This window comes from Butyrivibrio proteoclasticus P6B7 (assembly GCF_000622085.1).
Classification (GTDB): Bacteria; Bacillota; Clostridia; order Lachnospirales; family Lachnospiraceae; genus Butyrivibrio; species Butyrivibrio proteoclasticus_A.
Window position 1 is genome coordinate 49,442 of sequence record NZ_JHWL01000013.1, and the last position, 23,938, is coordinate 73,379.

General features: G+C 40.2%; 19 protein-coding genes. All 19 read right to left on the reverse strand.

The window, feature by feature from the left end; all coding sequences use genetic code 11:
• Positions 1-100: 100 nt before the first annotated feature.
• The 19 genes from yfbR to T541_RS0110705 all read right to left on the reverse strand — a co-directional run bounded on the left by yfbR (position 101) and on the right by T541_RS0110705 (position 23,906).
• Entirely contained in the window at positions 101-694 is a 594-nt protein-coding gene (yfbR, locus tag T541_RS0110605; protein ID WP_026652719.1) for a 5'-deoxynucleotidase, read from the reverse strand.
• A gap of 73 nt (positions 695-767) precedes the next feature.
• Positions 768-1,487: a sulfite exporter TauE/SafE family protein gene (locus T541_RS0110610; protein ID WP_026652720.1), complete on the reverse strand. Its 720-nt coding sequence runs from the start codon at positions 1,485-1,487 to the stop codon at positions 768-770.
• A gap of 58 nt (positions 1,488-1,545) precedes the next feature.
• Positions 1,546-2,817 (reverse strand): radical SAM family heme chaperone HemW, encoded by a 1,272-nt coding sequence (gene hemW / locus T541_RS0110615; protein ID WP_026652721.1) that lies wholly within the window; start codon positions 2,815-2,817, stop codon positions 1,546-1,548.
• 86 nt (positions 2,818-2,903) lie between these two features.
• Entirely contained in the window at positions 2,904-4,715 is a 1,812-nt protein-coding gene (gene lepA / locus T541_RS0110620; RefSeq protein WP_034466801.1) for a translation elongation factor 4, read from the reverse strand.
• A 169-nt stretch (positions 4,716-4,884) separates the two neighbouring features.
• Positions 4,885-5,148, reverse strand: coding sequence for a 30S ribosomal protein S20 (rpsT, locus tag T541_RS0110625; RefSeq protein ID WP_026652723.1), 264 nt, complete (start codon positions 5,146-5,148; stop codon positions 4,885-4,887).
• Positions 5,149-5,281: 133 nt separating this feature from the next.
• A complete protein-coding gene (locus tag T541_RS20720) occupies positions 5,282-6,409 on the reverse strand; it encodes a putative ABC transporter permease (protein ID WP_051538198.1) in 1,128 nt (375 codons plus the stop codon).
• A gap of 67 nt (positions 6,410-6,476) precedes the next feature.
• Positions 6,477-7,418, reverse strand: coding sequence for a GTP-binding protein (locus T541_RS0110635; RefSeq protein WP_330375726.1), 942 nt, complete (start codon positions 7,416-7,418; stop codon positions 6,477-6,479).
• 96 nt (positions 7,419-7,514) lie between these two features.
• On the reverse strand, positions 7,515-8,843 hold the full coding sequence (locus T541_RS0110640; protein ID WP_026652725.1) for a CobW family GTP-binding protein: 1,329 nt from the start codon (positions 8,841-8,843) through the stop codon (positions 7,515-7,517).
• 850 nt (positions 8,844-9,693) lie between these two features.
• Positions 9,694-10,248 (reverse strand): hypothetical protein, encoded by a 555-nt coding sequence (locus tag T541_RS0110645; RefSeq protein WP_051538199.1) that lies wholly within the window; start codon positions 10,246-10,248, stop codon positions 9,694-9,696.
• A gap of 52 nt (positions 10,249-10,300) precedes the next feature.
• On the reverse strand, positions 10,301-10,441 hold the full coding sequence (locus T541_RS22200; protein WP_420314806.1) for a hypothetical protein: 141 nt from the start codon (positions 10,439-10,441) through the stop codon (positions 10,301-10,303).
• A gap of 122 nt (positions 10,442-10,563) precedes the next feature.
• Positions 10,564-10,959 (reverse strand): hypothetical protein, encoded by a 396-nt coding sequence (locus T541_RS0110660; RefSeq protein ID WP_026652727.1) that lies wholly within the window; start codon positions 10,957-10,959, stop codon positions 10,564-10,566.
• 371 nt (positions 10,960-11,330) lie between these two features.
• The gene (locus tag T541_RS0110665; protein WP_026652728.1) at positions 11,331-12,692 is read right to left on the reverse strand and encodes a hypothetical protein; all 1,362 of its coding nucleotides are present in this window, start codon (positions 12,690-12,692) and stop codon (positions 11,331-11,333) included.
• 21 nt (positions 12,693-12,713) lie between these two features.
• The gene (locus T541_RS0110670) at positions 12,714-12,992 is read right to left on the reverse strand and encodes a hypothetical protein (RefSeq protein ID WP_026652729.1); all 279 of its coding nucleotides are present in this window, start codon (positions 12,990-12,992) and stop codon (positions 12,714-12,716) included.
• A gap of 2 nt (positions 12,993-12,994) precedes the next feature.
• A complete protein-coding gene (locus tag T541_RS20725) occupies positions 12,995-18,787 on the reverse strand; it encodes an Ig-like domain-containing protein (RefSeq protein WP_051538200.1) in 5,793 nt (1,930 codons plus the stop codon).
• 574 nt (positions 18,788-19,361) lie between these two features.
• Positions 19,362-19,727: a nucleotidyltransferase domain-containing protein gene (locus T541_RS0110685; RefSeq protein WP_026652730.1), complete on the reverse strand. Its 366-nt coding sequence runs from the start codon at positions 19,725-19,727 to the stop codon at positions 19,362-19,364.
• A 162-nt stretch (positions 19,728-19,889) separates the two neighbouring features.
• Positions 19,890-21,869 carry a hypothetical protein gene (locus T541_RS0110690; RefSeq protein ID WP_026652731.1) on the reverse strand — a complete coding sequence of 660 codons (1,980 nt, stop codon included), beginning with the start codon at positions 21,867-21,869 and terminating at the stop codon, positions 19,890-19,892.
• A gap of 293 nt (positions 21,870-22,162) precedes the next feature.
• On the reverse strand, positions 22,163-22,657 hold the full coding sequence (locus tag T541_RS0110695) for a Gx transporter family protein (protein ID WP_242840773.1): 495 nt from the start codon (positions 22,655-22,657) through the stop codon (positions 22,163-22,165).
• On the reverse strand, positions 22,650-23,033 hold the full coding sequence (locus T541_RS0110700) for a NusG domain II-containing protein (protein WP_026652733.1): 384 nt from the start codon (positions 23,031-23,033) through the stop codon (positions 22,650-22,652). Before T541_RS0110700 ends, T541_RS0110695 begins: the two co-directional genes overlap by 8 nt.
• 78 nt (positions 23,034-23,111) lie before the next feature.
• A complete protein-coding gene (locus T541_RS0110705; RefSeq protein ID WP_026652734.1) occupies positions 23,112-23,906 on the reverse strand; it encodes an RnfABCDGE type electron transport complex subunit B in 795 nt (264 codons plus the stop codon).
• Positions 23,907-23,938 lie beyond the last annotated feature (32 nt).

Here is a 23,938-nt window from a genome sequence, read left to right on the forward strand (position 1 = left end):
GTGAAAAAAAAATAGTTCTTTAATAGATATACCTATGTACATGATAATACATCCGTGCACGGTATATCAATTAAGAATGTATAAATTTACGAACACAAGCTTAAGTCAACTCATCAAGTGTATCACCGTATGGATCCAAAAATTCGTTTACAAAATCCAGAACTTCTGGCATTTCCTGATAAAGAGATCTGATGGATTTCTCAGTGCTTTCCTTGGCAGTTCTAAACTCGCTGTTGCCGGCATTTATCTCATCCATGCACTTGATTAGAGCAGAAAGCTTGTCTGCTGCCTTCACAAGACGGCGCATGTACTTTTCATTCTCATCATCGGTGCCTTTGAAAATATCCTCATAGACTGGGCGCAGATCATCGGGAAGCTTCTCAAGGAGCTTATCATCAGCAACTGCCTCAACTTCCTTGTAGGCATGCTTAAGCTCTGCGTTGAAGTACTTAACAGGTGTTGGCATGTCGCCTGTGATGATCTCAGATGCATCATGATATAGACCTATCATGGCAGCTCTGTTGGCATCAAGGGTCTTGCCATATCTAACATTTCCTATAGTGCAGAGGGCATGGGCGATCATGGCCACTTCCATGGAGTGCTCGCAAAGGTTCTCAGGGCGCGTGTTACGCATAAGAGCCCATCTCTCAATATATTTCATTCTTGAAATCAAAGCGAAAAAGTTGTAGTTCATAGAATCCCCCTAATCAATGTAGCTGTACTTCTATGTTAAACTTTGGCTTGCTCTAACGCAAGAGCCAGATTTTTCAAGCCACGTTTGTTATTATCAGTGCAATTCCAGAAATAATCAGCATCACAATCACTATCTTTTTTACCAGCTTGTCGTCAATAACCTTAGCACTGAACATTCCAGTCAAAAGACCTATGAGCATGAAAGGCGCTAGAGATAACGACATTTTCAGAGATTCCAACGTGATGATTCCATAGATGCTATAGAGAACTATTCTGAAGGTGTTCTCAATGACAAACACTGCACAGATGTTAGCCTTAAAAGACTTAGAATCCTCAGTCACTCTTCCGATGTAGGCTCCAAGAAGAGCTCCCACGCCGTACAGTCCGCAGAAAAGTCCAGCCAGAACGCCGATTATTGTCAGCAATACCCTGGAATTCTTAGCTCTTTTGCTGGACAAGTCTCTAAGAAGCATCTCTATGCCAAGAAGGATCACGAAGACACCAAAGACGATCTTGATAACCGAAACGTCAGCATTCTTAAGGAAAAGAACTCCCACAACACTGCCAGATAGCACCATCAGGGAGATTGTAAGTACCATCTTGATGTCGATGTGCTTGCGCTCTTTGAAACTGATGATCAGGTTCGTAGGATACCCCAGAACCAGCTCCACCGGCGAAATGCTTACATTAGCATTCCCAAAGCTCAATATAGACTGAAAAACAAGTGTATTTGCAAAGCCGCACAGCCCCTTAATATAGAAGGCCAGCACCGTAGCTATTATCCAGTAAATCATAAATCCGTCCAATCTAGTAAATAAAAATCTTCATTAGTCAAAAAAAATCTACTCTCGACTAATCTAGCAAAAAATCTGCCATAACGGTGTTACTAACGTCCAATCCCTTGGTGGTAAGTCTAAGGTATCTATGTCCAGAGATATCTGCAAACTCAAGAAGTCCCTGAGTGGTATATTTCTCAATCACTTCGCCGTATACCTCTCTGATATCCCTGTTAAAAAGAGCTTTGAACTCCTCCGTATCAATGCCTCTGACCAGGCGAAGTCCCAGGAACATGAATTCTTCCATCACTTCAGAATCTGAAAGTTTCTGGTAATCTTCACGAATTGAATCAACAGATATATTCTCCATTTCACCACTAGACAATTTTGTAACATCAGCATTTTGATAATTGCTAGCACCCATGAAGAAATCCACATATTCCCTCATATCTGAGGTATTTTTCCACCGAACATTCTCCACCATTGAGGATGAACCAAGTCCCAGGCCCAGGTAATTGCCTCTGGTCCAGTAAACCTTGTTGTGGTAGCACTCGTACTTCTCAAAGTCTGGCAAGTATTCATCTGCAATTCCAGAATCTAGTGAATCTGAATCCCCGTAATCTAGCGCATAATTCGAAATCTCATAGCGGTGATATCCATGCTCCGCCAGATAATCCCTGGTCCTGTGATACATCTCCCTGTCTTCATCCTCTGAAGGAAGATCCAGGTCCATGTCATAGAATGGGGTCCCCTCTTCGATTATGAGGCTGTAGGCCGAGATATGCTCAGGATGTAGCTCCACAACCTTCTTTACCGTGTCCATGTAAGTCTCAATACTCTGCCCAGGAAGCGCGCTCATGATATCAATGTTGATATTCTCAAAGCCCGCCTTCCTTGCATTCTGGTAAGTTTCATAAAATGTCCTGGCATCATGGATCCTGCCAATAGCCTTAAGTGCAGCATCATCAAGAGACTGAGTTCCGATACTCAGCCTGTTAACTCCAGCTTGTCTGTATGTAACTAGCTTTTCAAGGGAAGCAGTTCCCGGATTAAGCTCCATGCTGATCTCAGCATCGCTGCTTATGTTAAAAGAACTATGAAGCTCCGCCATCAGTTCTGCGATGTAGCGTGCTTCCGGAAAAGAAGGTGTTCCCCCTCCAATAAATACAGACTTAACTTCGTAGTCTTTATAATCCTCTGCGGTCATCTGGATTTCTTTTGAAAGCGCATTAAAGTAACAATCTATCTGCTGCTCTCCCGCAGGAAAAGACAAGAAGTCACAGTACAAGCATTTCTGCTTGCAGAAAGGAATATGAACATATAGTGATAAAGCTTTATCTTTACTCATATTTGCTCACCATTAATAAAAAAACCGGTTCCGGTATCGTCCGGAACCGGCAACTGTCCGAATAGCAAACAACTATCCGGTATCACTTACTCTTCATCAAGCTTCAGGACGCTGAGGAAGGCTGCCTGTGGTACTTCTACGCTACCAATCTGGCGCATTTTCTTTTTACCTTCCTTCTGTTTCTCAAGAAGCTTCTTCTTACGGGTAATATCACCACCATAGCACTTAGCAAGCACGTCCTTACGATAAGCGCGGACTGTCTCTCTGGCAATTACCTTGCCGCCAACTGCTGCCTGGATAGGAATCTCAAACATGTGCCTTGGAATCTCATCCTTAAGCTTCTCGCACATCTTACGACCTCTCTCGTAGGCACCGTCCTTGTGCACGATAAATGAAAGAGCATCAACCTCTTCCTTGTTGATAAGGATATCAAGTTTAACAAGCTCTGACTTCTCATAGCCCTTAAGCTCATAGTCAAAGGAAGCATATCCACGAGATCTTGATTTAAGCGCATCAAAGAAGTCATAGATGATCTCATTAAGAGGAAGCTCGTACTTAAGGATCGCACGAGTCTGCTCTATATAGTCTGTACTGATATATCTGCCACGTCTCTCCTGGCAAAGCTGCATAATAGCACCAACATACTCAGTAGTTACCATAATCTCGCCGTTAACCATAGGCTCTTCCATGTAGTCGATCTCAGATGGATCTGGAAGGTTGGTTGGGTTAGTAAGATCAAATACTGTACCGTCAGTCTTGTGAACCTTATAAACAACGCCAGGTGCTGTTGTTACAAGGTTAAGGTCGTACTCACGCTCAAGTCTTTCCTGAATTACCTCCAGGTGCAAAAGACCTAAAAATCCAGCTCTAAAACCAAATCCAAGAGCCTGTGATGTCTCTGGTTCATAGAAAAGAGATGCATCGTTAAGCTGAAGCTTCTCAAGAGCGTCTCTAAGGTCTGAATAGTGAGCAGAATCTGCAGGGTAAAGGCCGCAGTAAACCATTGGCATTACCTTCTTATATCCAGGAAGTGGCTCTGATACAGGATTAGCAGAATCTGTAACTGTATCACCAACTCGTGTGTCCTGAATATTTTTAATTGAAGCGGTAAAATAGCCAACGTCTCCAGCTGAAAGCTCATCACTTGCGATGAATCTGCCAGGACCAAAGTATCCAACCTCAACAACCTCTGACTCAGCGCCAGTAGCCATGAACTTAACCTTCATGCCCTTTCTGATAACACCATCTCTTACACGTACGAATACAATAACGCCTCTGTAAGAGTCATAAACACTGTCAAAAATAAGAGCTGTTAAAGGCTTATTGGCATCTCCGTTAGGAGCTGGAATCTTAGCTACAACTGCCTCAAGGACATCCTCAATACCAATGCCGTTCTTAGCAGAAATAAGAGGTGCATCCTGAGCCTCTATGCCGATAACATCCTCAATCTCATCCTTAACCTCCTGTGGCTGAGCACTTGGAAGGTCGATCTTATTGATAACAGGGAATACATCAAGGTCGTGATCCAGTGCAAGATAAACGTTTGCAAGGGTCTGAGCCTCAACACCCTGAGTTGCATCAACTACAAGAATTGCGCCATCACATGCCGCAAGAGATCTTGATACCTCATATCCAAAGTCAACATGACCTGGAGTATCGATCATGTTAAGAGTATACTCATTGCCATCCTTAGCCTTGTAAATAAGTCTTACAGCCTGGGACTTGATGGTAATTCCTCTCTCACGCTCAATATCCATGTTGTCGAGAACCTGGTTCTGCATCTCTCTGCTTGTAAGAACGCCGGTCTTCTCGATCATTCTATCTGCCAAAGTAGACTTACCATGATCAATATGTGCTACTATACTAAAATTTCTGATTTTACTCTGATCTGCCACTATAAATCCTCATTTCATTATCAAATTCCAAATTCGCAATAACCCACAATATGATACCATGATGGCGCTCATATGTCATTATCATAACCCCACTGACTCCAAACAAAAACCTCATGTCGGTGAGAAGACATGAGGTTTAAAGTCGATTTATTGTATTGTTCTATAAAAAAGATTAAGCCATCTTGTTTACAGCCTGAGCAAGACGAGAAACCTTTCTTGAAGCTGTATTCTTCTTGAATACACCCTTTGACTCAGCCTTGTCGATTGCTGATGTAGCAGCAAGAAGTGCCTTAGCAGCCTCTTCCTTGTTACCAGCCTCGATTGCAGCTCTTACCTTCTTGATCTCTGTCTTAACAGCTGACTTGATGATTGTGTTTCTCTCAGCCTTCTTCTTATTAACTAAAACTCTCTTCTTGGCAGATTTAATGTTAGCCATAATTACCTCCGGATATTTAAAAAATATTATATTTATACGTTCGTGTGTGCATTAAGCCTGGACACGGACAGTTAATGCCACATACGTAGTATATATTAGATTAATATCAACAAACTGTCAATAGATAATGTAACTATTCACCGTCTTTTGTATTCTTCTTATGTCTGTTTTCTGCTTCCTTCTTGTCTTCTTCCAAGGTCTTCTGCTTGATCTCTTCCATACTAAGAGCGAACTCATCGGAATGCATATGTGGATTTCCTAAGATAGTTCTTTTCCTATAAAAATCAAAGAAGTTCTTAACTGGCTTAGGTGTAAATTTTGACATCAAGACCCTGTACTTGGTGTAAAGCTCGCCAACCTCTTCCATCATTCCTGAAACATGGCCTGATGGATTAAGGGAAATCTTGCTCTTAACCTTATCAAAGGATTTCTCAAGGGTATCACTCATGTATCCAAGTGTATTACCGATTCCGCCGCCAATGGCTCCAATTCCGCCACCGATAACGCCAATAGTACTACCGATCCCACTACCAATTGTTCCAATACCACCGCCGATGGCTCCACTGATATTGCTGATGGTGTTACCGATTCCGCCGCCGATATTCTCAACAGTATCGTTGATGGCATCTACTCTGTTCTCAATGGAATCAAGCATATCCTCGCTCTTAAAAGCAATGATAACATCCAGTCTTTTCTGCATTCTGCGGATTTCTTCCTTGGCTTTTTCCATGTAGATAAGAACATCTCTAAGGTCAAGGGCTGTCTTAAAGGCCACAACGAAGTCCGCTGTAACAAACACTGTGATCACAATAGTTACTACAGATAAGATGTTGTAAGGAATCGATGTAAGGATCTTCTCAATAGGAATCTGAAGAAAATGGGTAAACACAACAGTGCATACGCCCCAAACAATGGTGGATTCCAGGCACACCTGACCTTTGTAGTTGAACTTCTTGTGAGAATAATCCCAGTATCTAACCTTAAACAGGCTCTCCATGATCACGCCAGTTGCGTATTCAAGGGCTGTAGCGCCGATACATCCTGCAATGAACACAAGAAAAATATTCTCATAAAAAGGCTTGGACACCACAAGCATAGTAATGCCGCCGCATCCGTAGAGAGGAATAAACGGGCCTCTCATAAAACCTCTGTTGGAAAGATGCTTCTCCATTATGGACACATAGGTCGATTCAAAGCACCAGCCAAAAAAGCTATAGAAGAAAAAGAGAAACATCCACTGCAGAGGAAGATAATTAAACATAACAAGTCCCCCAGCTAGTCACAAATCTCATTATCACAACACAATCCCACAAATAGAACAGCTCTTTTTACTGCTCTGGATTAGAGAAGTCAATTACAGCATTCTTAGGAGCTGTAGTCTTCTCAACAGAAATAGCCTTAAGAACAGGGCCTTCACCCTGGATCTCCGCTACGAATTCTCTTTCAACTCTTGCGGTAACAAGAACCCATTCCTTTTCTGTTAGCTCTTTTACCTTATCATATACACAAGGGATTCCCAGAGGCTGCATATCCTCTGCGCAGCAAGTCATAGCAAGTCTTACCGGCACAAATCTGTCCTTAGGAAACTCTGGCGGAATAAGAACCATAGCCTTGAACTTAACATTCTTACCCTCATATCTGTCAACGTGGTCAAGAACATCAAGGTTGAACATTCCATAGCCGTAGTTATTAAGCTCGATAGGATCATCATTAAGATCGAAAGGAAGGTCCTCATCAAGAGTTACGTCCACCTCTCCATCCTTGTCCTCAAAGATAATATCAGCCTTCTGATTAATGGCCTTAACGTTTCTCTTATATGTGGCAAGATCCTGGATTCCATCGCATCTGTTAAAGAGGATCAGGTCGGAATTACGGATCTGCTCTGCTAAAAGAGATTTCATATTACTGAAATAAAGCTCAAAACTGGAAGCATCAATTACAGTGATCTGCTGCTCCAGCTTCCACATAAATGGAAGTGTCATATTCTTGTAGTTCCACATTCCGTTGTACTCCACAAGAATACGCTCAGGATTGTACTTGGAATCAAGTTCAACGAGCTTATCAGGATTGAAATCCTCCTCGTTATCGATTATCTCAAGTACAGTATTGGTGGCACGAAGAAGGCCTTCCTCATACTCATTCTCACCCTCTTCGCACACGATCAAAAGAGTCTTACCCTTTGTGCGGAAGTATGGCTGCTGAATTGTATAGCGGAAGAAGTCTGTCTTACCACTGTCAAGGAATCCATTGATAATATATACTGGTTTCAATTTATTTCTCCTTATCATAACTGCTCCGGTTAATACTTAATACCACAAAATGCGCAGCTAGTGCGCATTTTGATAACTATTCTCTGTTAAAAGAAATTAGAGTCTGCGGAAGAGCTTCTCAAGATTATCTTCCTTAAGTTGTGAACCGATTACACAGAACTTACCTGTTACATCAGCTGAGCCTTCTCTAACATCTGCTTCGCCTGGTACATAGTCGAACTCAATCCATGAACCATCTGCTGTAGGAACTACGCCCTTTGTACGAAGAACGATACCGTAGGTCTCCTCGTCCTCAAGCTTACCAAGCATATCCTCAATCTCCTTCTTAGTGTATTTAAGAGGAGTCTCCATGCCCCAGCTTACGAATACATCGTGTGCTGCGTGGTCATGATCATCGTGATCATGGTGGTGATGCTCGTGGTCATGATCGTGATGGTGGTGTTCGTGCTCATCATGGTCATCATCGTCGTGATCATGGTGATGATGGTGCTCGTGCTCATCATGGTCATCATCGTCGTGATCATGGTGATGATGGTGCTCGTGCTCATCGTGGTCATCATCGTCGTGATCATGGTGATGATGGTGCTCGTGCTCATCGTGCTCATCGTGATCGTGGTCATGATGATGATGCTCATGCTCGTCATCATCGTCATGGTGGTGATGGCAGCAGCACTCAGGATCATCGCACTCGTCATCGTCGTGGTGTGCCTTATAAACTACAGAACCATCCTCATTAACTACCTTGTGGCTGCCGTGGTCATGGTGATGGTGGTGATGATGTTCTTCCTCTTCCATAACCTGTCTAAGGAGCTCAGCCTCAAGGTCATTGTTACCCTCGAAGGTATCCAGTATTTCTTTTCCTGTGATCTCATCAAGAGGAGTTGTAATGATAGTAGCCTTCTTATTGTGCTCTCTGATAAGGTCTACAGCTGTCTCAATCTTAGCCTGATCTGCCTTATCTGTTCTTGTAAGAATGATGGTACCTGCGTTCTCAATCTGGTTGATGAAGAACTCACCAAAGTTCTTGATGTAAACCTTAGCCTTGGATACGTCAACAACAGTTACAGCACTGTTAAGCTCCATCTCGTCAGAACCCTCTGCGATGTTCTGGATAGCTCTCATAACGTCTGAAAGCTTACCAACACCTGATGGCTCAATAAGGATTCTCTCTGGATGATACTGATCCATAACCTGCTTAAGGGATGTCTCGAAGTCACCAACAAGTGAACAACAGATACATCCTGAATTCATCTCTGTGATCTCGATGCCAGCTTCCTTAAGGAATCCGCCATCAATACCGATCTCACCAAACTCGTTCTCAATAAGAACTACCTTTGTTCCATTTAATGCTTCTTTTAAAAGCTTCTTAATAAGAGTGGTCTTACCAGCTCCAAGGAAGCCTGAAATAATATCAATCTTTGTCATTTCTTACTCCATTCTTCAAGTGCGCAGGCCTTTGCAGGCGCACTGATTTCTGTGCTATTTCTACTACAACAAACATATTCTATAGCAGCAGGAAAATAAAATCAAGAAAGGTGAAAACTATTAAATATGGGTTTCGAAGTGCTGGTTCTATGGTGTTCGTTGCTCGGCTTATGATACTCGTTTGGGATTATTGGTGGAAATTATGTGTTCCAGAAAAATCACCCAAAGTCTTTCGGTGGTTATCAATATTGCATTTGAAAACACCGAGGATTTTCATTGGTGATTCGGTGGTTAGCTTGGTCATACTCAGAAACACCGAGGATTTTCAACAACGCTTCGGTGGTTAGCTTGATAATGCTCAGAAACACCGTGGATTTTCAACAATGCTTCGGTGGTTAGCTTGATAATGCTCAGAAACACCGTGGATTTTCAACAACGCTTCGGTGGTTAGCTTGATAATGCTCAGAAACACCGTGGATTTTCAACAATGCTTCGGTGGTTAGCTTGGTCATGCTAGAAAACACCGTGAATAGCTAAATAATCTTAGGTGGATTCTTTATATATTGTAAAAACCACCGGAAAATTCACCATTCATACTCGGTGAAAAACACCCCAAAACAAATTAGTAATTAGTAATCATAAAAAGAACAAAGAATCGCCAGCGACTCTTTGCGCGCTGGTGCGCGCTTTCGCAAGAATAAAAAAGCAGCAGAAAAAACGCTCAAACAACAAACGTTTTTACCACCGCTCAAAATAGAAATTATTACATGATAATAGTTGTGGAAAATCTATGCCCCGCTCTTTCACACGGTAGATATTCTACCATTTTTCGGGGCTTTTTTAAGGACTTTTAATTATTTATTAAAGGTTCCTCTGGTAACTGTTCTGTTTCATATAGCTTTTTTACCACTGCTTCATTAAAGGACTTGCCATAGTAGTATTTTGCCCAGTCCAGTAATTCCTCAGCTGACTCAAATAAAAATCCCGTCAGAAAGCTTTTGCCACCGTCATTATCTTCTACTTCGTTCTGATACCACTTTCCTGTCTCATTAAGATACCACAGGCAAAAGGTGGTAGTATCATGATCCTTCTCTGAAAGTTCACTGATAAAGGCATCTGGAGCCCCTTCAAACATCCTGTCAAAAAAGCTATCGTCCCACTCATCTGACCCAATCTGGTTCAGCTCATTTTCATGGTCAAAGCCCTTTACTATAACTCCAAAGTCATAAAAACGGACCATGAGCTTATCCCCGGCTCCATTGTCGACTTCATATTCCTCAAAGGCCTCATTCTGGCTGTGATGAACAATTCGCAAATACTCCTCGGCATCTGGCATTACAGCGTGATCCAGCATATATAATACTTTAAGTCTGTGTTTCAAAGTTTCTGCATTCATAAAATCCATTGTTTCTGCTCCTTTGTAATGTTCTAAATGCAATGTAATACTAATATAATGTTTAAATAAGTTCTTTTAAATTAGTAATAGTATAATCCTGTCCATAATCCGCTCCGGTCCCATCTCTGTCAACGAACGCTGTCTTCATGCCAACCGTCTTGGGTCCAATAATATCATCACTCCCTGTATCGCCAACAAACAAGAACTCCTCTGGCTAAAAATCATTATCCTCAATAATCTTCTTATAGAAACGAATATCTGGCTTATAACATCTCTGATTCTCTGAAGTATAGACCTTATCAACTGAAACATGATTCTTCTTCATCACGCTCTCAAGAACATCATCATCTGTATTAGAACCAATGTATACCTTATAGTGTTTTTTATTTCTTCAAGCACACCTGGGGCCTCTGAAAAAGCTAAACGTTTTGACGCTTCAAGCAAAAGTTCATCTGCATCTGCTATAGCATCTCTGTCTACATTGTATCTACTATAAAGCATCTTATTTCTTGCAGAAAAGATCTCCCGTTCAGTCATAAATAGATCATAACCCACAGTATGGCTAATATAAAAAGGCTTCCACTCTTCAATGAATGCCTTTTCATCAACCTCTATTCCAAGATCTGTTATATGTCTCATTATTGTTCTGGCGGAACTTCCTTTTGAAAATTGAAAAAGAGTTCCAAACGCATCAAACACTATAGCTTTTATTGTATCCATTTTTTCTGTTCCTTACATGTTGTTCTTTAAAATCAGGTATTATTTTCTCTTTGCCTTCCCTTGATTTGTATATTGTTTTCATTGTTTTTTATTATTCTATCCGTCCATAAGCTGGTTGATATGTCAGGCCACCTTAATAAGTATAATACAAAAGACGGTGGGGATGGGGGATTTTGAGGGGAGAGGAAAGAAAAAGTGCCAGTCACAAAGTGACTGGCACAAATAACTATATTTTTCCATTGCTCAAGTATTATTTTTTCTTCATCCGTATCAATTAGACATAATATTCCCAAATCATTTAATTCATCCGATACACATGCATCGTAATCTTTTAAATATCAGAATTATGAAATGCATCCTATATAGACATTTTAATCTTCCACACTCATAATCGCTTCAACAATTTTTTCAAGATCTTCAAATCTATCTCCGCACCCACTGTACGGTCCTGCAATATACCATCTTTTTTTATTTCCATATTTTGAAGAATAAAAGCCAGTTGGTCCATACATATAATTCCCATTTTTCTCTGGTTGCCATTTTGAAACTTTGAAATCAGCATATTTCTTTTCTTCTCCCAATCTTGTAAAGCTGTTTAATTTAACCCTTTGTTTATAACCTATCTCCACCATAATTCCAGGTGGTTTATCTATGTTACAATCAATCTTTTCGCGCAAAATAGTATCAATTCCATAATTAACAGCCTCCAATTGCGTTATTATCTGATTCTCCCAATCCCCTATAAAAATCGAGCATAATACGGTAATTATCACTCCTAAACCATATCCAATTGGTGTTCCATGTTTTACTCCATTTAGTAAAAAATCCACCGGAGCAGTTAAAACAAAAGATGCAAGATTGGGTATTGAAAAGCCCTTTTTCACAACACCATCCAAGAAAGAAGATTTATTTCTTAACGCATTTATAATCCCCTGTATCATACGATAAACTCTGTCACAATCGCTCGATTCAATAAACCATCTAGCCAATACAACATCTGTATCATGCATTACTATAGGAGCTCCAAGCATCTTTGTTTCCCACAATGTAGATACTGGGTTAATTCCAGAAAACCAAACACCACCATGTTCACTTTTTTCAAAGTCAACATGTTCAGCCACTCTAAATTTATAATTGGTAGTGTTTCCGCTATTAGTCACCACCGTAGCAACATAGTTATTGAATCCCATACTATACTCCGGATCTCCCAACACTATTTCACTCACATTATTCACGTCAGACGTATATTTTCCTATGTAAGTTCCTTTTTTTCTTCCATTCTCTTCTGTTTCCTTTACGATAATAAACTGAAATGCCTCATCCGCACTAATATGTATATCTAATGCACCATATCCAGAAAATTTAAATCTAGCCAATGGCGCTTCTATATATACTTTTTGTACATCTTGATTCATTTTATTTTCGTCTATAGTAAGCGCAGATAATTCCTTCAATTCACCTGTAGCATTTGGAACAATTGTATGAAACACTTCTCTTTTATCTTCACGTTCAATCATGACATATCCCGCATGCACTAGTAATAATCTATGAGCATCTAGCGCCCCTCTTTTATTAAACATAACTATATTTTTCCACTGCTCAAGTATTATTTTTTTAGTTTCTTCATCCATATCAATTGGGCATAGTATTCCCAAAGAAGCTAACTCTTCAGATGTACATTCACCATAATCCTTTAAAATATCAGGATTAGACCATTCATCAACTTTAGGCATTATTTCTCCTTTCTTGACATCCTATACTGGAAGTCCTAATGCTGATGCTATAAGTGCCAACTGCATCTCCAATTTCTTTTCTTCTAACTTGACTGAATTTGTTTGTATTTGTTCAATCAAATTATAATAACCACCAACCTCCGTTATGTTTAACGGCGCAGGAATTCGGCTTGGTTTCACCTCACTTTCTTCCGCAATACGCTTTAAAATCATATTTTTGTATTCTTGAGCTGTTTCATTTGATTCAGAATTTAACAACTGGGCTATTGCGCTTATCAAAACATCTTGTTTTTCACTCATTATCAGTTCTCCTTTGAATTAATTGCTTTATCTAAAGCAGTTTCTAGTTGTGATCTTTCAATACCAATACACTTACAATAATAGTCAGCTAATAATTCCAATTCTTCTTCGGTAAAGAACACGTCTTCACCTCTATTTTCCTGCAACCACAAATTATAAGCATCTATAAATGACAATCCAGCCTTAGAAACACCATCTAGTATCGAACGTATCGCTCCAAATATAGACCCTTCTCCCTCATTTTCCTCATTATCCACTCCGCCATTTTGTTGACCTGGATTTGTATTATCATCATCGCCTACGCTTGGCGAGGGAGACACCTCATCATCAGAAGGAGGTGTTTCACTATTTCCACCTCCGCCGTTGTTATCGCCGCTTCCGCCTCCGCTTGAACCGTCGCCTTCTTTCTTGACTGATTTGATGATCTGACCAACAAGGTCATTAACATTTATCTTACCTGAGCCTAACTGCTCAACAAGACTTCCTGCAAGATCATCACTTAGACCAGCGGATGAAAGAGCTGACTTAAGCGCTCCAGTATCACCCAATATGCTACTAAGGGCTCCGGATCCGCCTAATGCGCCAAGGGCACCAGATGCTCCGCCAGTAAGCGCAGCACTTGCAGCCTTAGATGCAGCATCAACAGCAGTCTTAACAAGCTCTGTGTTTGCCTTAATGACATTATCTCTACCTGCTGAAGCATTATTATCCGCATTCTTCATAACATCCCTTAAATCAGTATTGCTGAGAACATCTGCAAATGTAGGCTGTGCTCTTGAAGTAAGGGCATTAAGCAGGCCGCTATTATCAATATGTGCAGTAGGGGTCACTCCAACAGTAGGTGCATCAACAAAATCAGCATGTGCATTTGCAAGAAGGCTATTACCATTGAGTGCGCTCTGATCAAGGTCAATATGGTCAATGTCAGAATCTTTCCAATTCCAGAAACGTGTAATATCAACCTTCTCACTAACATTCGTTTCACCAAGCACAGCTTCGCCTATCATTCCATCGGTAGGAATTGAGACTGTGGTTAATGGTACGCGGAAATTACTTGTATGATATCTATATAGCTCATCCTGAATATCAGCTGCAGTCTTACCCAGTACTTCTGCAAGCTCCTTAGGATAAGTAAACGGAAGCATCATACAATTCCCATAAAAGCCAAGAAATTTCTTTGCATTTACACAATTAAGAAGAGGTATATCCTTCAATTTTTCTGAAACATTCTTTTCTTCCGTTATTTTTTCTGGAATATTAAACTCTACAGTATATGGTTCAAGAAGCATTATTCTTTCATTGTCAGTAAGAGATTCCCATACAACCTGTGAATAATGCATAGTATCCGAAGCCACATGATGAAGAGTACTTTCCATTTCCATAACTTCGTTATACCCAAGTACAGGAATATGATCAGACAAATCAATACGAACTGACCCTCTCCCTATCTTATTTGAAGAACATGCCGGTGTCGTAGGTGATCCAGAATGGCCCGGATAATCACATTTTGCTTTAAATGTAATTCCTCCGATTCCATAAAGTTCGCTTGATGTAAAAGAAGCAATTGGATTCCGATAACATTCTGGAAGTGCTAGCTCATAGTGGGCCAACCTTTTAAGGTCTCTACCACTTTTATCATCATCTTTAGCATAATCCCACCATTTTGACTCGTAATTTTCTATAGCTTTTCTCTCAGATTCCTCCATATATTCTGTATCTTGGCTAAGATGATATTCCCAGTTGCTTAAATTGTTGTTCACATAGACATGTGAAACATCATTTACAGATACTGAAGATGGCAAATGGAATGTAAATGTGATTATCTTGTCATCACTGTCATCTGTCTCATCAAAAACATCCTTAGACGAATGATGTTTCCCTTTATCTATTATCTTTACCACATTTTTTCCATCACGGATTTTCTTCATAGCATAAAGAACTTCTTGCCTCTTATTTATGGATGGATCAATGCAATTGTAGCTAAAATCTTCTATTTCACCAGCAATAGAAGACTTTCCATTATTGAAATACAATTGGGCAGATAATTCATCAAACTCCAGAAATGGTCCAGTAAGTGTTATTTTAATTGTATTATCCTTACTACCTGTTTTCTTTTCTGCCTCCCAATCTGGGTATGCCGCAAATCTTCTTATTAATTCCAACCCTCCAGCAAATTTATACGGTAAAGCCTGAGCTAAAATATCTGCATACTCAATAAGCTTTTCATACCTATGATGAAAAGTACTCTTATTGAAATTCTTGATATTTGTAAGTTCCAAATTATAATTTGAAAACTCAGCCTTATTTCCATATCCTGTCTCAGGCATAAAGTCAACAAGCTTCATTGGAACAAATAGTGCAAGTTCCACGCCCTCTATACATGTTTCGAGACAATATCTCCTCATAACCTCCCAATACTGTATTGTCATAACATGCGAATGATTGTGGTTGGCAATTATCTTCGATGAAAGAATTTCCTGTTCATCACTAGATGCTATGCTGATACTTGCCCTTTGCGTATTAGATATCCTTGCTGCTTCTGTCTGAATAATACTCTGAAAGCTTTGAGCAGCATTTGACACTTCATCGTAACTATCACTTTGGTATGCGTTCGATGCGCTACTGCCTTTATTGGTAGATGACGCACTAGAGCTAGCACCTATACCAAAGAACACTCCGATTCCCGAACTTCCACTACTACTAGACGTGGATTTATATTGGCTATCTGTATGTGCCTTGGAAAAACGTTCCACACCATTGCTAAAAGCCGCTGACTCATTATCAAACTGTTTGTTACTATATGTATCTTTTAAATAATCACGTGTAGAAGCTTCGTTATCAACACTATAGGATTCCTTATGCTCACGGATAATAATCCTCTGTTCCTCACCTGGTGCAAGTACAAGAGAATATAATAAATTTCCCAAAGCATATCCATCAGGAACCCACGCCTGATGCATGTTAAGTAAATAGCCAATTCCTAGCGATGTAGCAACAGCAATATCTTCCTGATTCTCATAGAGATTCTTTTTAAATTTCATGACATCTAAAGCTTCTGTCATCTTCTGGCGAGTATAAGTCTGATTATTCCTACTAATTCTAGGTTCTACCAGACGCTGCATCATCGAATAATTAAACATTCTGGCTGGTGCTGTGTCAGTAGGTAGATAAACAGCATTATCATCATTTCCCATAAGCTTTACGCTTGGTAAAGCGCGAGGCTTAAGTTCCTTCTTCTCAAAAGTTTCCTTATGAATAAATAGTTTTCCAAGATCAGCATCAAATCTTCGAGCCAGGAAGTTTAACACTGTACGTTTATAATCATTTGTTGTCTCATCAAGTGCAAAAAGAATTTCTTTAAGACTCTCACATTCACTTTTCTTTGAAGTATATTCCGCAGCCTCTGGATCTCTTTCATTCTCTGGCAATCTTTCTTGTTCTTTGCAATATGATATTATCTCAGTTCCACGATTGAGCGCTTCGATTTTGTTGGCAGCAATTTTAATCTGCCTATCATAATTAAGGCATTTATTCTCTGCCTCCAAATATGCTTCTAATTTTTCCTGAGACAAATGGCAAATATCTCTAATCCTGTCATAATCTGGAATAATATCTTCTATGCTATGTCCAGCTAAATGCTCTTTTTTAAGCAACTGAAAACGCTCTTCTGAAAGACTTATATTAGTTATCAGAAAATCTCGTTCACCTATAAGTTTGGCAATTTCGCTCTCCAGTTCCTGCATTCGCTTGAAGTATTCCAGATAAACCGAAGGAACGCTTATTTCAACAATCCTTCCCTCATACATTTTAACTACTGCCATCATTCCATCAGGATACTGAGAAAGATCGTGCCGTCTTATTTCCTCGTCCAATTTTCTCTCAACTAGACGAAATTCTTCCAGATAATCTTCTAGAGTTTCCTTTTCTCTAGAATCTTCGCCTGAATCAGCTTCATACCACTGTTCTATAAAATCATAGTCTATCGGTTCCTCACCTGATAGTTGGGCTAGCGCATTTGAGTCTCTATAAAAACTTCTTGAAATAATATCTATCATTTTAGCCATTTTTATCTTATCAACGGCTGATATTATTTCCTGTACGTTTGATTGCTCTAGCTGTTCATCAATTTCAAATTGTTGTAAATTCAGAAGATTATTTGAAACAGCATATTCTGCATATTTATAATACATACTCCGAATTGCCCTAATCTCGTTTTCGAGAAGTTCCGGATGCTGTTCATAAATTATCCCACTTAAATCTTTTCTTTTTTCTTTCTTTAAGGCCTCAAGCTGAGCCTTCTTTTCTTCTACTTCCTCATCCTTCAGTCTATAGTGATAGGCAATTTCTTCCTTGATTGCCAGCGCACAATTTTCCTTTTCTTTCTCTGCCGCCTCTTTCTTTCCCTCAAGATCAAGCTTTACCTTCTCTGTGTTCTTGGTCTTTCTTTCATATAATCTTTCTTCTAATACTACTATTTCATCAGTTAAAGCTTGAATGCGATCTATTTTCCTAAGTATTTCAACAGCACTTATCTTATCTATCGATTTATAATCTTCTCCAAAAAGTTCATATAATTTATCCTTAGGAAACTCGACCATCTCTGAAGAAATGATCTCAGAAGCTCTTTTCACAACAGTTGTCTGGTTTGAAGCGGTTGCCCCATCTACATTGGTTCTAAAGGTACCTGTATATGTTTCGTTCTTATTCTCTGCAATAGTGAAGGTTAATGCTTCCTGCATGTTATAGCGTTCAGGCATAACTATCGTAAAATTGCCAAATTCATCTGTAAAACAATAAAGATCATCATCATCTTCAGCTTTATCTTTATCAGGTGTTGCAATTCCTCTGAGGCTTACCTTTAGCCCACTTTTCTCTTTACCCCCATCTTTCCCATCTTTTATCAGAATCTTTCCACTTATAGTAGTAGGAAGAGGAAGTGCTATTTTAATATTTTCCAGAAATTCCAATCCTTCCTGAAGGACCTGCGCATCTGATTTTACAATTCCAATTTCCTCACTAAAAAGAAATGAAGGCTCTGGATCATCCGCACCTACTATATAGTAGTATTGACTATCCTTAGGCTCCATTTTTTTAGCATTGTTGAGTACAATAAGAATTTGATCTTCTGATGGTAAAACCAGTTGTTCCTGAGATGGCAGAATAACACTATTTGAAAGAATCCTAAAAATTGATTTTAGTTGTTCATAATCGACTTGTGACATATCATAAACATTTCTAATGCCTGCAAGTGCAGCTAAATAAGCTATTTCCTTCGTAATTCCAGAAATACTGGAAAGAGCCGCCTGTCTATACCAAACGCCGACGGTATCTATGGTTTCTCCTGTTTTTCGAGATATTTCTTCTCTTTCCTTTTTAGTATCAGCACACTCTAAAACACTTGCCATAGATGTGATACCAAACTCCGCATTTAGAATCTGTCTTGTATTTTCACTTATAAACAAAGGTAAAAGATCCTGTGCCCCACCGGATACAAGATATTTTCCGTTAACAACATGAACTTTAACAGCTGCTTCTCTAAGAGTCTGTCCAGCTTTGCCCGCCCTGATTGTAATTGTAGCTTCTCCCTTTGAAACTCCAGTTACAATACCAGTCTGACTCACAGTAGCATGCCCTGTTTCACTACTTGACCATCTCAAGGAGTCTGCACCTTCGTCCAGCCCTTCTAATAAATCAACCTTTACTGATTCACCTTCAGCCAAAGTTATTGTCGTATAAATTGGCTTTATTGGTTTTTTATTTGTCTGATGATCTAAATCAGTTCTTCTACTAGGCATTTTTACCCCCTATCCAAAACTTTTGTGCTAGTTTATGCTACAATTTTGTACCCCACGTACCATGGTCAGATAATACATAAATTGTCTGACACATAAAATATTAAGTTATAATTATTGCAATAACAATAAGTTTTGATTAATATTGTATTAATATTCGCGTTTTTGTACACAATTAATAAAATTAATATAATAATATTGTTAGATTATCACTATTGCGTTTTTGGGATTTTTATGTCAATTCTGAATACACAAAGAGGCTTAACCAAGCTTTAGCTTGGTTAAGCCTCTAAAAAGTATCATTATCTTATGTATCCTGTTTATGCGCTTTACAGAACTCAGCTCTATCACGCACTGCTTTCACAGTTTCCGGACGAATCGCCTTTTCTATATAAGCAGACAACATGCTTCTATTAACCTTTTCATAAGTATGGTCAATCATATTTCTAAATTGATACAACACTTTTGTGTCTAACGTTTTATCTATCTCATTTTTACTCTCAGTCGTAAGATGTTTAACTTCTTCTGATTCTTCATTATGCTGAGCAGTAGAGCAACATCCCTGCTGTTTGAAGCACTACTCAAACCAAATTACCTCCCTGTTAACTGTTTTGTATACTGAATCCTCATTTATTCCTAAATCAAATTCTTTAGCGATGTTATCAAGCTCCATATCTTCTTTTCGAAGTAGCGGAAGAAATAGTATGTCCACATTTCTTTTAAACAAATCATGAAGATAGTTCTTTATGAAATCAATTGTATCAAGCGAAAACCCATCAGAATCAATAACGAAATCAATATCACTATTCTTTTTCTCTTTTCCAAGAGCAATAGATCCAGCAATACCAAATCTAAGACTGCTAATCGGAATATCATTAACATCATTCCCAGATATCATCTTCTTCATCTCAGGAATTGTACTTAATATCTCATCTCTAAGCATAAAGGACTTCTCCTTTCTAAAGATTTGCTTCAAAGTATATTTCTACATTCCTTCTTACAAGTATTATTAATATTTAGTTGTCTGCAATCAAGCTGTCAGTCGCTCCTGTGGCCTCACATAACTGTCTTCCGCATTCACTTATAACATGTATATTATTTCTTTTTATTCATTTCCCTCATTGCTTCCCGAAGGCGTAGTATCACTGGCATCTGCAGATTCATTAGAATCTCCGCCTTGTGAATTTACATCAGTGCCTGATTCTACATCGGAACCACCTGCTGACTCAGAGCCACTGTTGCCGCCATTCTGTACATCCGCAGTGCTATTCTCATTTACGCCATTTCCAGAATCACTGCTATTTCCTGCATTTGAACCACTTCCGTTAGTTCCATTTCCAGCGTCATCATTTGCACCACTACTAGCACTACCATTTGCACTACCATCAGCACTGCCATTTTTGCCACTACTTTCGTCACTTTCGCCAGCCCCAGCACCTTCTTCCGCACTTGCCCCAGTTCCAGCTTCGTCGTCAGTTCCCACGCCTGTTCCATCTTCATCCTCGGAATATCCAACGCCTCCATTGCCATTAAGAAGCGCCTCAAGGCCTTCATTCATGTTAAAGTTTGAATTCTCCGCAGCATTTGTTGCAATGGCGGAGGTGTTAAGTTCTTCCTCAGTAAGCACTCTTCCGCCTTCCAGGTTACTTGAACTTGTAACCGTAGTCTTTTCGTCAAAAGAAACATGGGCACACAGGATCTGTCCGTGGAGATATCCACATTCTGTGGTGTAGCCATCGATTGTTGCTGCTGTCTTGGTGCATTTAAGAGTCTTAACAGTTACAGCCTTTTCATCACGGCCACCTCTACTTGCAGCCCTTCCTGGATCTGTGGAAGACTCATCATGCCAGGCGTTAGTTCCAACCCAAGAGTATCCGCAGTAACCGCATTTATAATTGAACATATTTTCACCAGTGTAGTAAACGCCTACCTTATTTCCTCTGGCAACGCCCTGGTTAGTTCTATATCTGTACTCAATAGTTGTGGTGTAGCAGGCATCTGTGTGGACATGCTTTACCTCTTTTGTATAACAACCACCCTTTCTGGAAGCATCCACCAATTCCTCATTGCAGACCTCTTTATTTCCATCGATATGATAATGATAGTCGTAAGCAATGTTGTAAGACGGAGTTTTGGAATCCAGAACGAAGGTCTGTGGAATAGAAAGAATCGCATCCCTAATCTGTTCAAATGTGGCATCCTCAGCAACAGTCACATTCTTAGTGAGTAATGCGGATGCCAGCATACGTTTACCATCACTCACATATTGAAAAACCTTATCAAGCTTTCCGTTAATTCCATCCATGCAGTCGCTTAAATACTTGGTGAGGTCGCCAAAGCCGTTATCCACGCCGCTCATAACCTTGTCGATATCAGTCTGGAAAGCCAGGATCAGCTGCTGATTGTAAGTCTCCATGCTGGTGTTAATGTCACCAAGCTTTGTAAGAAGTGTATTGTAATTCTCGGTCATTTCCTGAGAAAGCTGCTGATTGCCATCCTTTAAGTTATTCTGAATCTCCTCCATAAGGCTCTTTGTATCTGCCTGAGCCTTATCGTAGTTGGACTTGATATTATCAAGAGCAGCCTTAACCTCTGAGAAGTCCTTAGTCATCTGCTCTTTTGTTTCCTTACTATCCTTATTGCCGCCCTCCATCAGGGTCTTAAGCTCCTCGATCTTAGTCTCTGTGCCAGAGACTGTCTCGTGGATAGTTCCAAGATTCTTTTCAAGGGTTGTCACCTTCTCTTTTACGCTCTCAGACATCTCCTTGGAGTCCTCATCTGATTCCTGGTAAAAAGAGCTAAGCCCTTCATAGTTACTGGTAATTAATTCATCAAGACTGGTCAAATAATCGTGAATCTCTGCAAGCTTGTCCATAGTGAGCTGATCAGACTCCTCCATGCTCTCGGTGAATTCATCCTTGGCACTTGCCATAGCCACAGGTGTACTGATGTAGATCAGTCCTCCGCACAGTAAAAGAGCTATAACAACAGCAATAGCCACCACAAAAGTATCATGCCTTTTAAGCTTTTTTAAAAGGACTTTCACAGAATTGTTCTGCTTACCAAATTTTTCTCTTATCTTCATAACATCTCCCTTTCTGCTTTGCAAAGGCAATAGCAGACTATAAGAGAAAAATAGACAGCTATTGCCAGTGCAATAATCTATATGTGAATAAAATGGAAAACATCACTAGAAGAAATCCAGTGATATCGGTAAGTAGCCCGAAATTGTCAAATGCAATTTCATATTTACTTACATGTCAGCTGATTGCCGACAAGGATTCATTATACAGAAAGAAATTTAAAAATCAATGGCAAATTTATTTTTCACAGAACATTCACAATTGGCCTATCAAACAAAAGCAAACCAAACACCGTCTATCTCGGAACTCTAACCCTTTGACAGATGAGTCCCCCGATAATACCTATAACAACGCCGCTTACGATTCCAGAAATCCAAAGTACAGGCAGATACCACACAATAGCCCTGGTGTTAAGAAGCACCATTGCCACCAGTATCTGACCAATGTTGTGGGAAATGCCGCCAGCGCAGCTTACTCCCACCTGCCCGAACTTGTTAGTTCTTTTTAAAAGAACCATGACAGTAGTACTAAGCATGCCACCAACCAAAGAAAAAGCAAAGCTCATGGCTGTCCCGAATAACAGCGCCACGATCACAATACGGACAAGGTTGATTGCATAGGCACTCCTATTACCAAACAGGTAAAGAGCCACCAACACCACGATATTGGTAAGTCCCATCTTCATTCCAGGCACAGCAACAAAGGCCGGTATCTGAGCCTCCACGTAGGACAGGATCAGCGCCAGCGCAGTAAGGATTCCGTATGTAGTTATCTTTTTTGTTTTATCCAACGACTGCATCGTAGCCTTCATCCTTCTTATCACCAACTATTGTCACCACCACCTTGTTAGGAAGACAGATGATGGACTGGCCCACCTGGCTTATATGGCCCATGTGGACGCAGAGTTTATCAGGGCAGGTAGCATCTGTAAGGAAAGCCTCTCCATCTTTTATCACAAGATAGTTTTCCCCGCCGCCTACGCCTGTAATGGTATATTCAATATCTTCACTTAAGGGAAATGTAGCTACGATCTGGCCATCCACGCTAACCTCCACCATATCCCCAGAAGATCTGGTGGCAAAAAGAACTAACGTCAAAGCCAAAGTAGCAACCAAGAGCCCCACAACCAAGATTATGTCGTTTTTCTTAAGCAGTCTTTTTTCCATAGATTCATTATAGCCCTAATAAAGAAACCCCGCGACTTAAATCGCGAGGCTTCCCTTTATGAGGTAAAAACATGGTTTTTAAACATTAACAATTGCTTTCTTAGGGCACTTCTCTACGCAGGTTCCGCAGTGTGTACACTTCTCCTGATCGATAGTAGCCACGTTGTTCTCAACTGTAATTGCGCCAGCTGGACAGTTCTTTTCACAGATGTGACAAGCAATACAGCCAACCTTACAGTACTGGTTAACCAGTTTACCCATATCCTGTGACTTGCAGGCAACAGCCTCGCCTGCGTCGTAAGGAATAAGGTCGATAAGGTGATGAGGACAGATCTCGATACACTTACCGCAGGCCTTACACTCTTCCTTATCTACAACTGCAACTCCGTTAACTACGTGAATTGCATCAAACTGACATACCTGTACGCAGCTTCCGCCGCCGAGACAGCCAAATGGGCAGGTCTTAGATCCGCCGCCAGGAGCCTGAGTCTGAAGACGACAATCAGAAACTCCGTTGTATTCGTACTGCTGGGATGCGTTGTCGCAATCGCCATGGCAGTGAACAAATGCCACCATTCTCTTGCTTTCGCCAGCCTCTACACCCATGATTCCGGAAATAGTTGCTGCTACAGCAGGTCCTCCAACAGGACACTGATTAACTGCAGCTTCGCCCTTTGCAATAGCAGCTGCGCAGCCAGAACAACCAGGATAGCCACATCCTCCGCAGTTATTTCCAGGAAGTGCCTCGAGAATAGCTGCTTCTTTTTCATCTACATCCACATGCAACTTCATGTCTGCGATGCCGAGAATTATGCCAATTACTATTCCCACACCAGCGACAACACAGGTTGCAATGATTATTCCACTAATCATTTCTAATCTCCTTTTGTAATAACAGTTAGTAT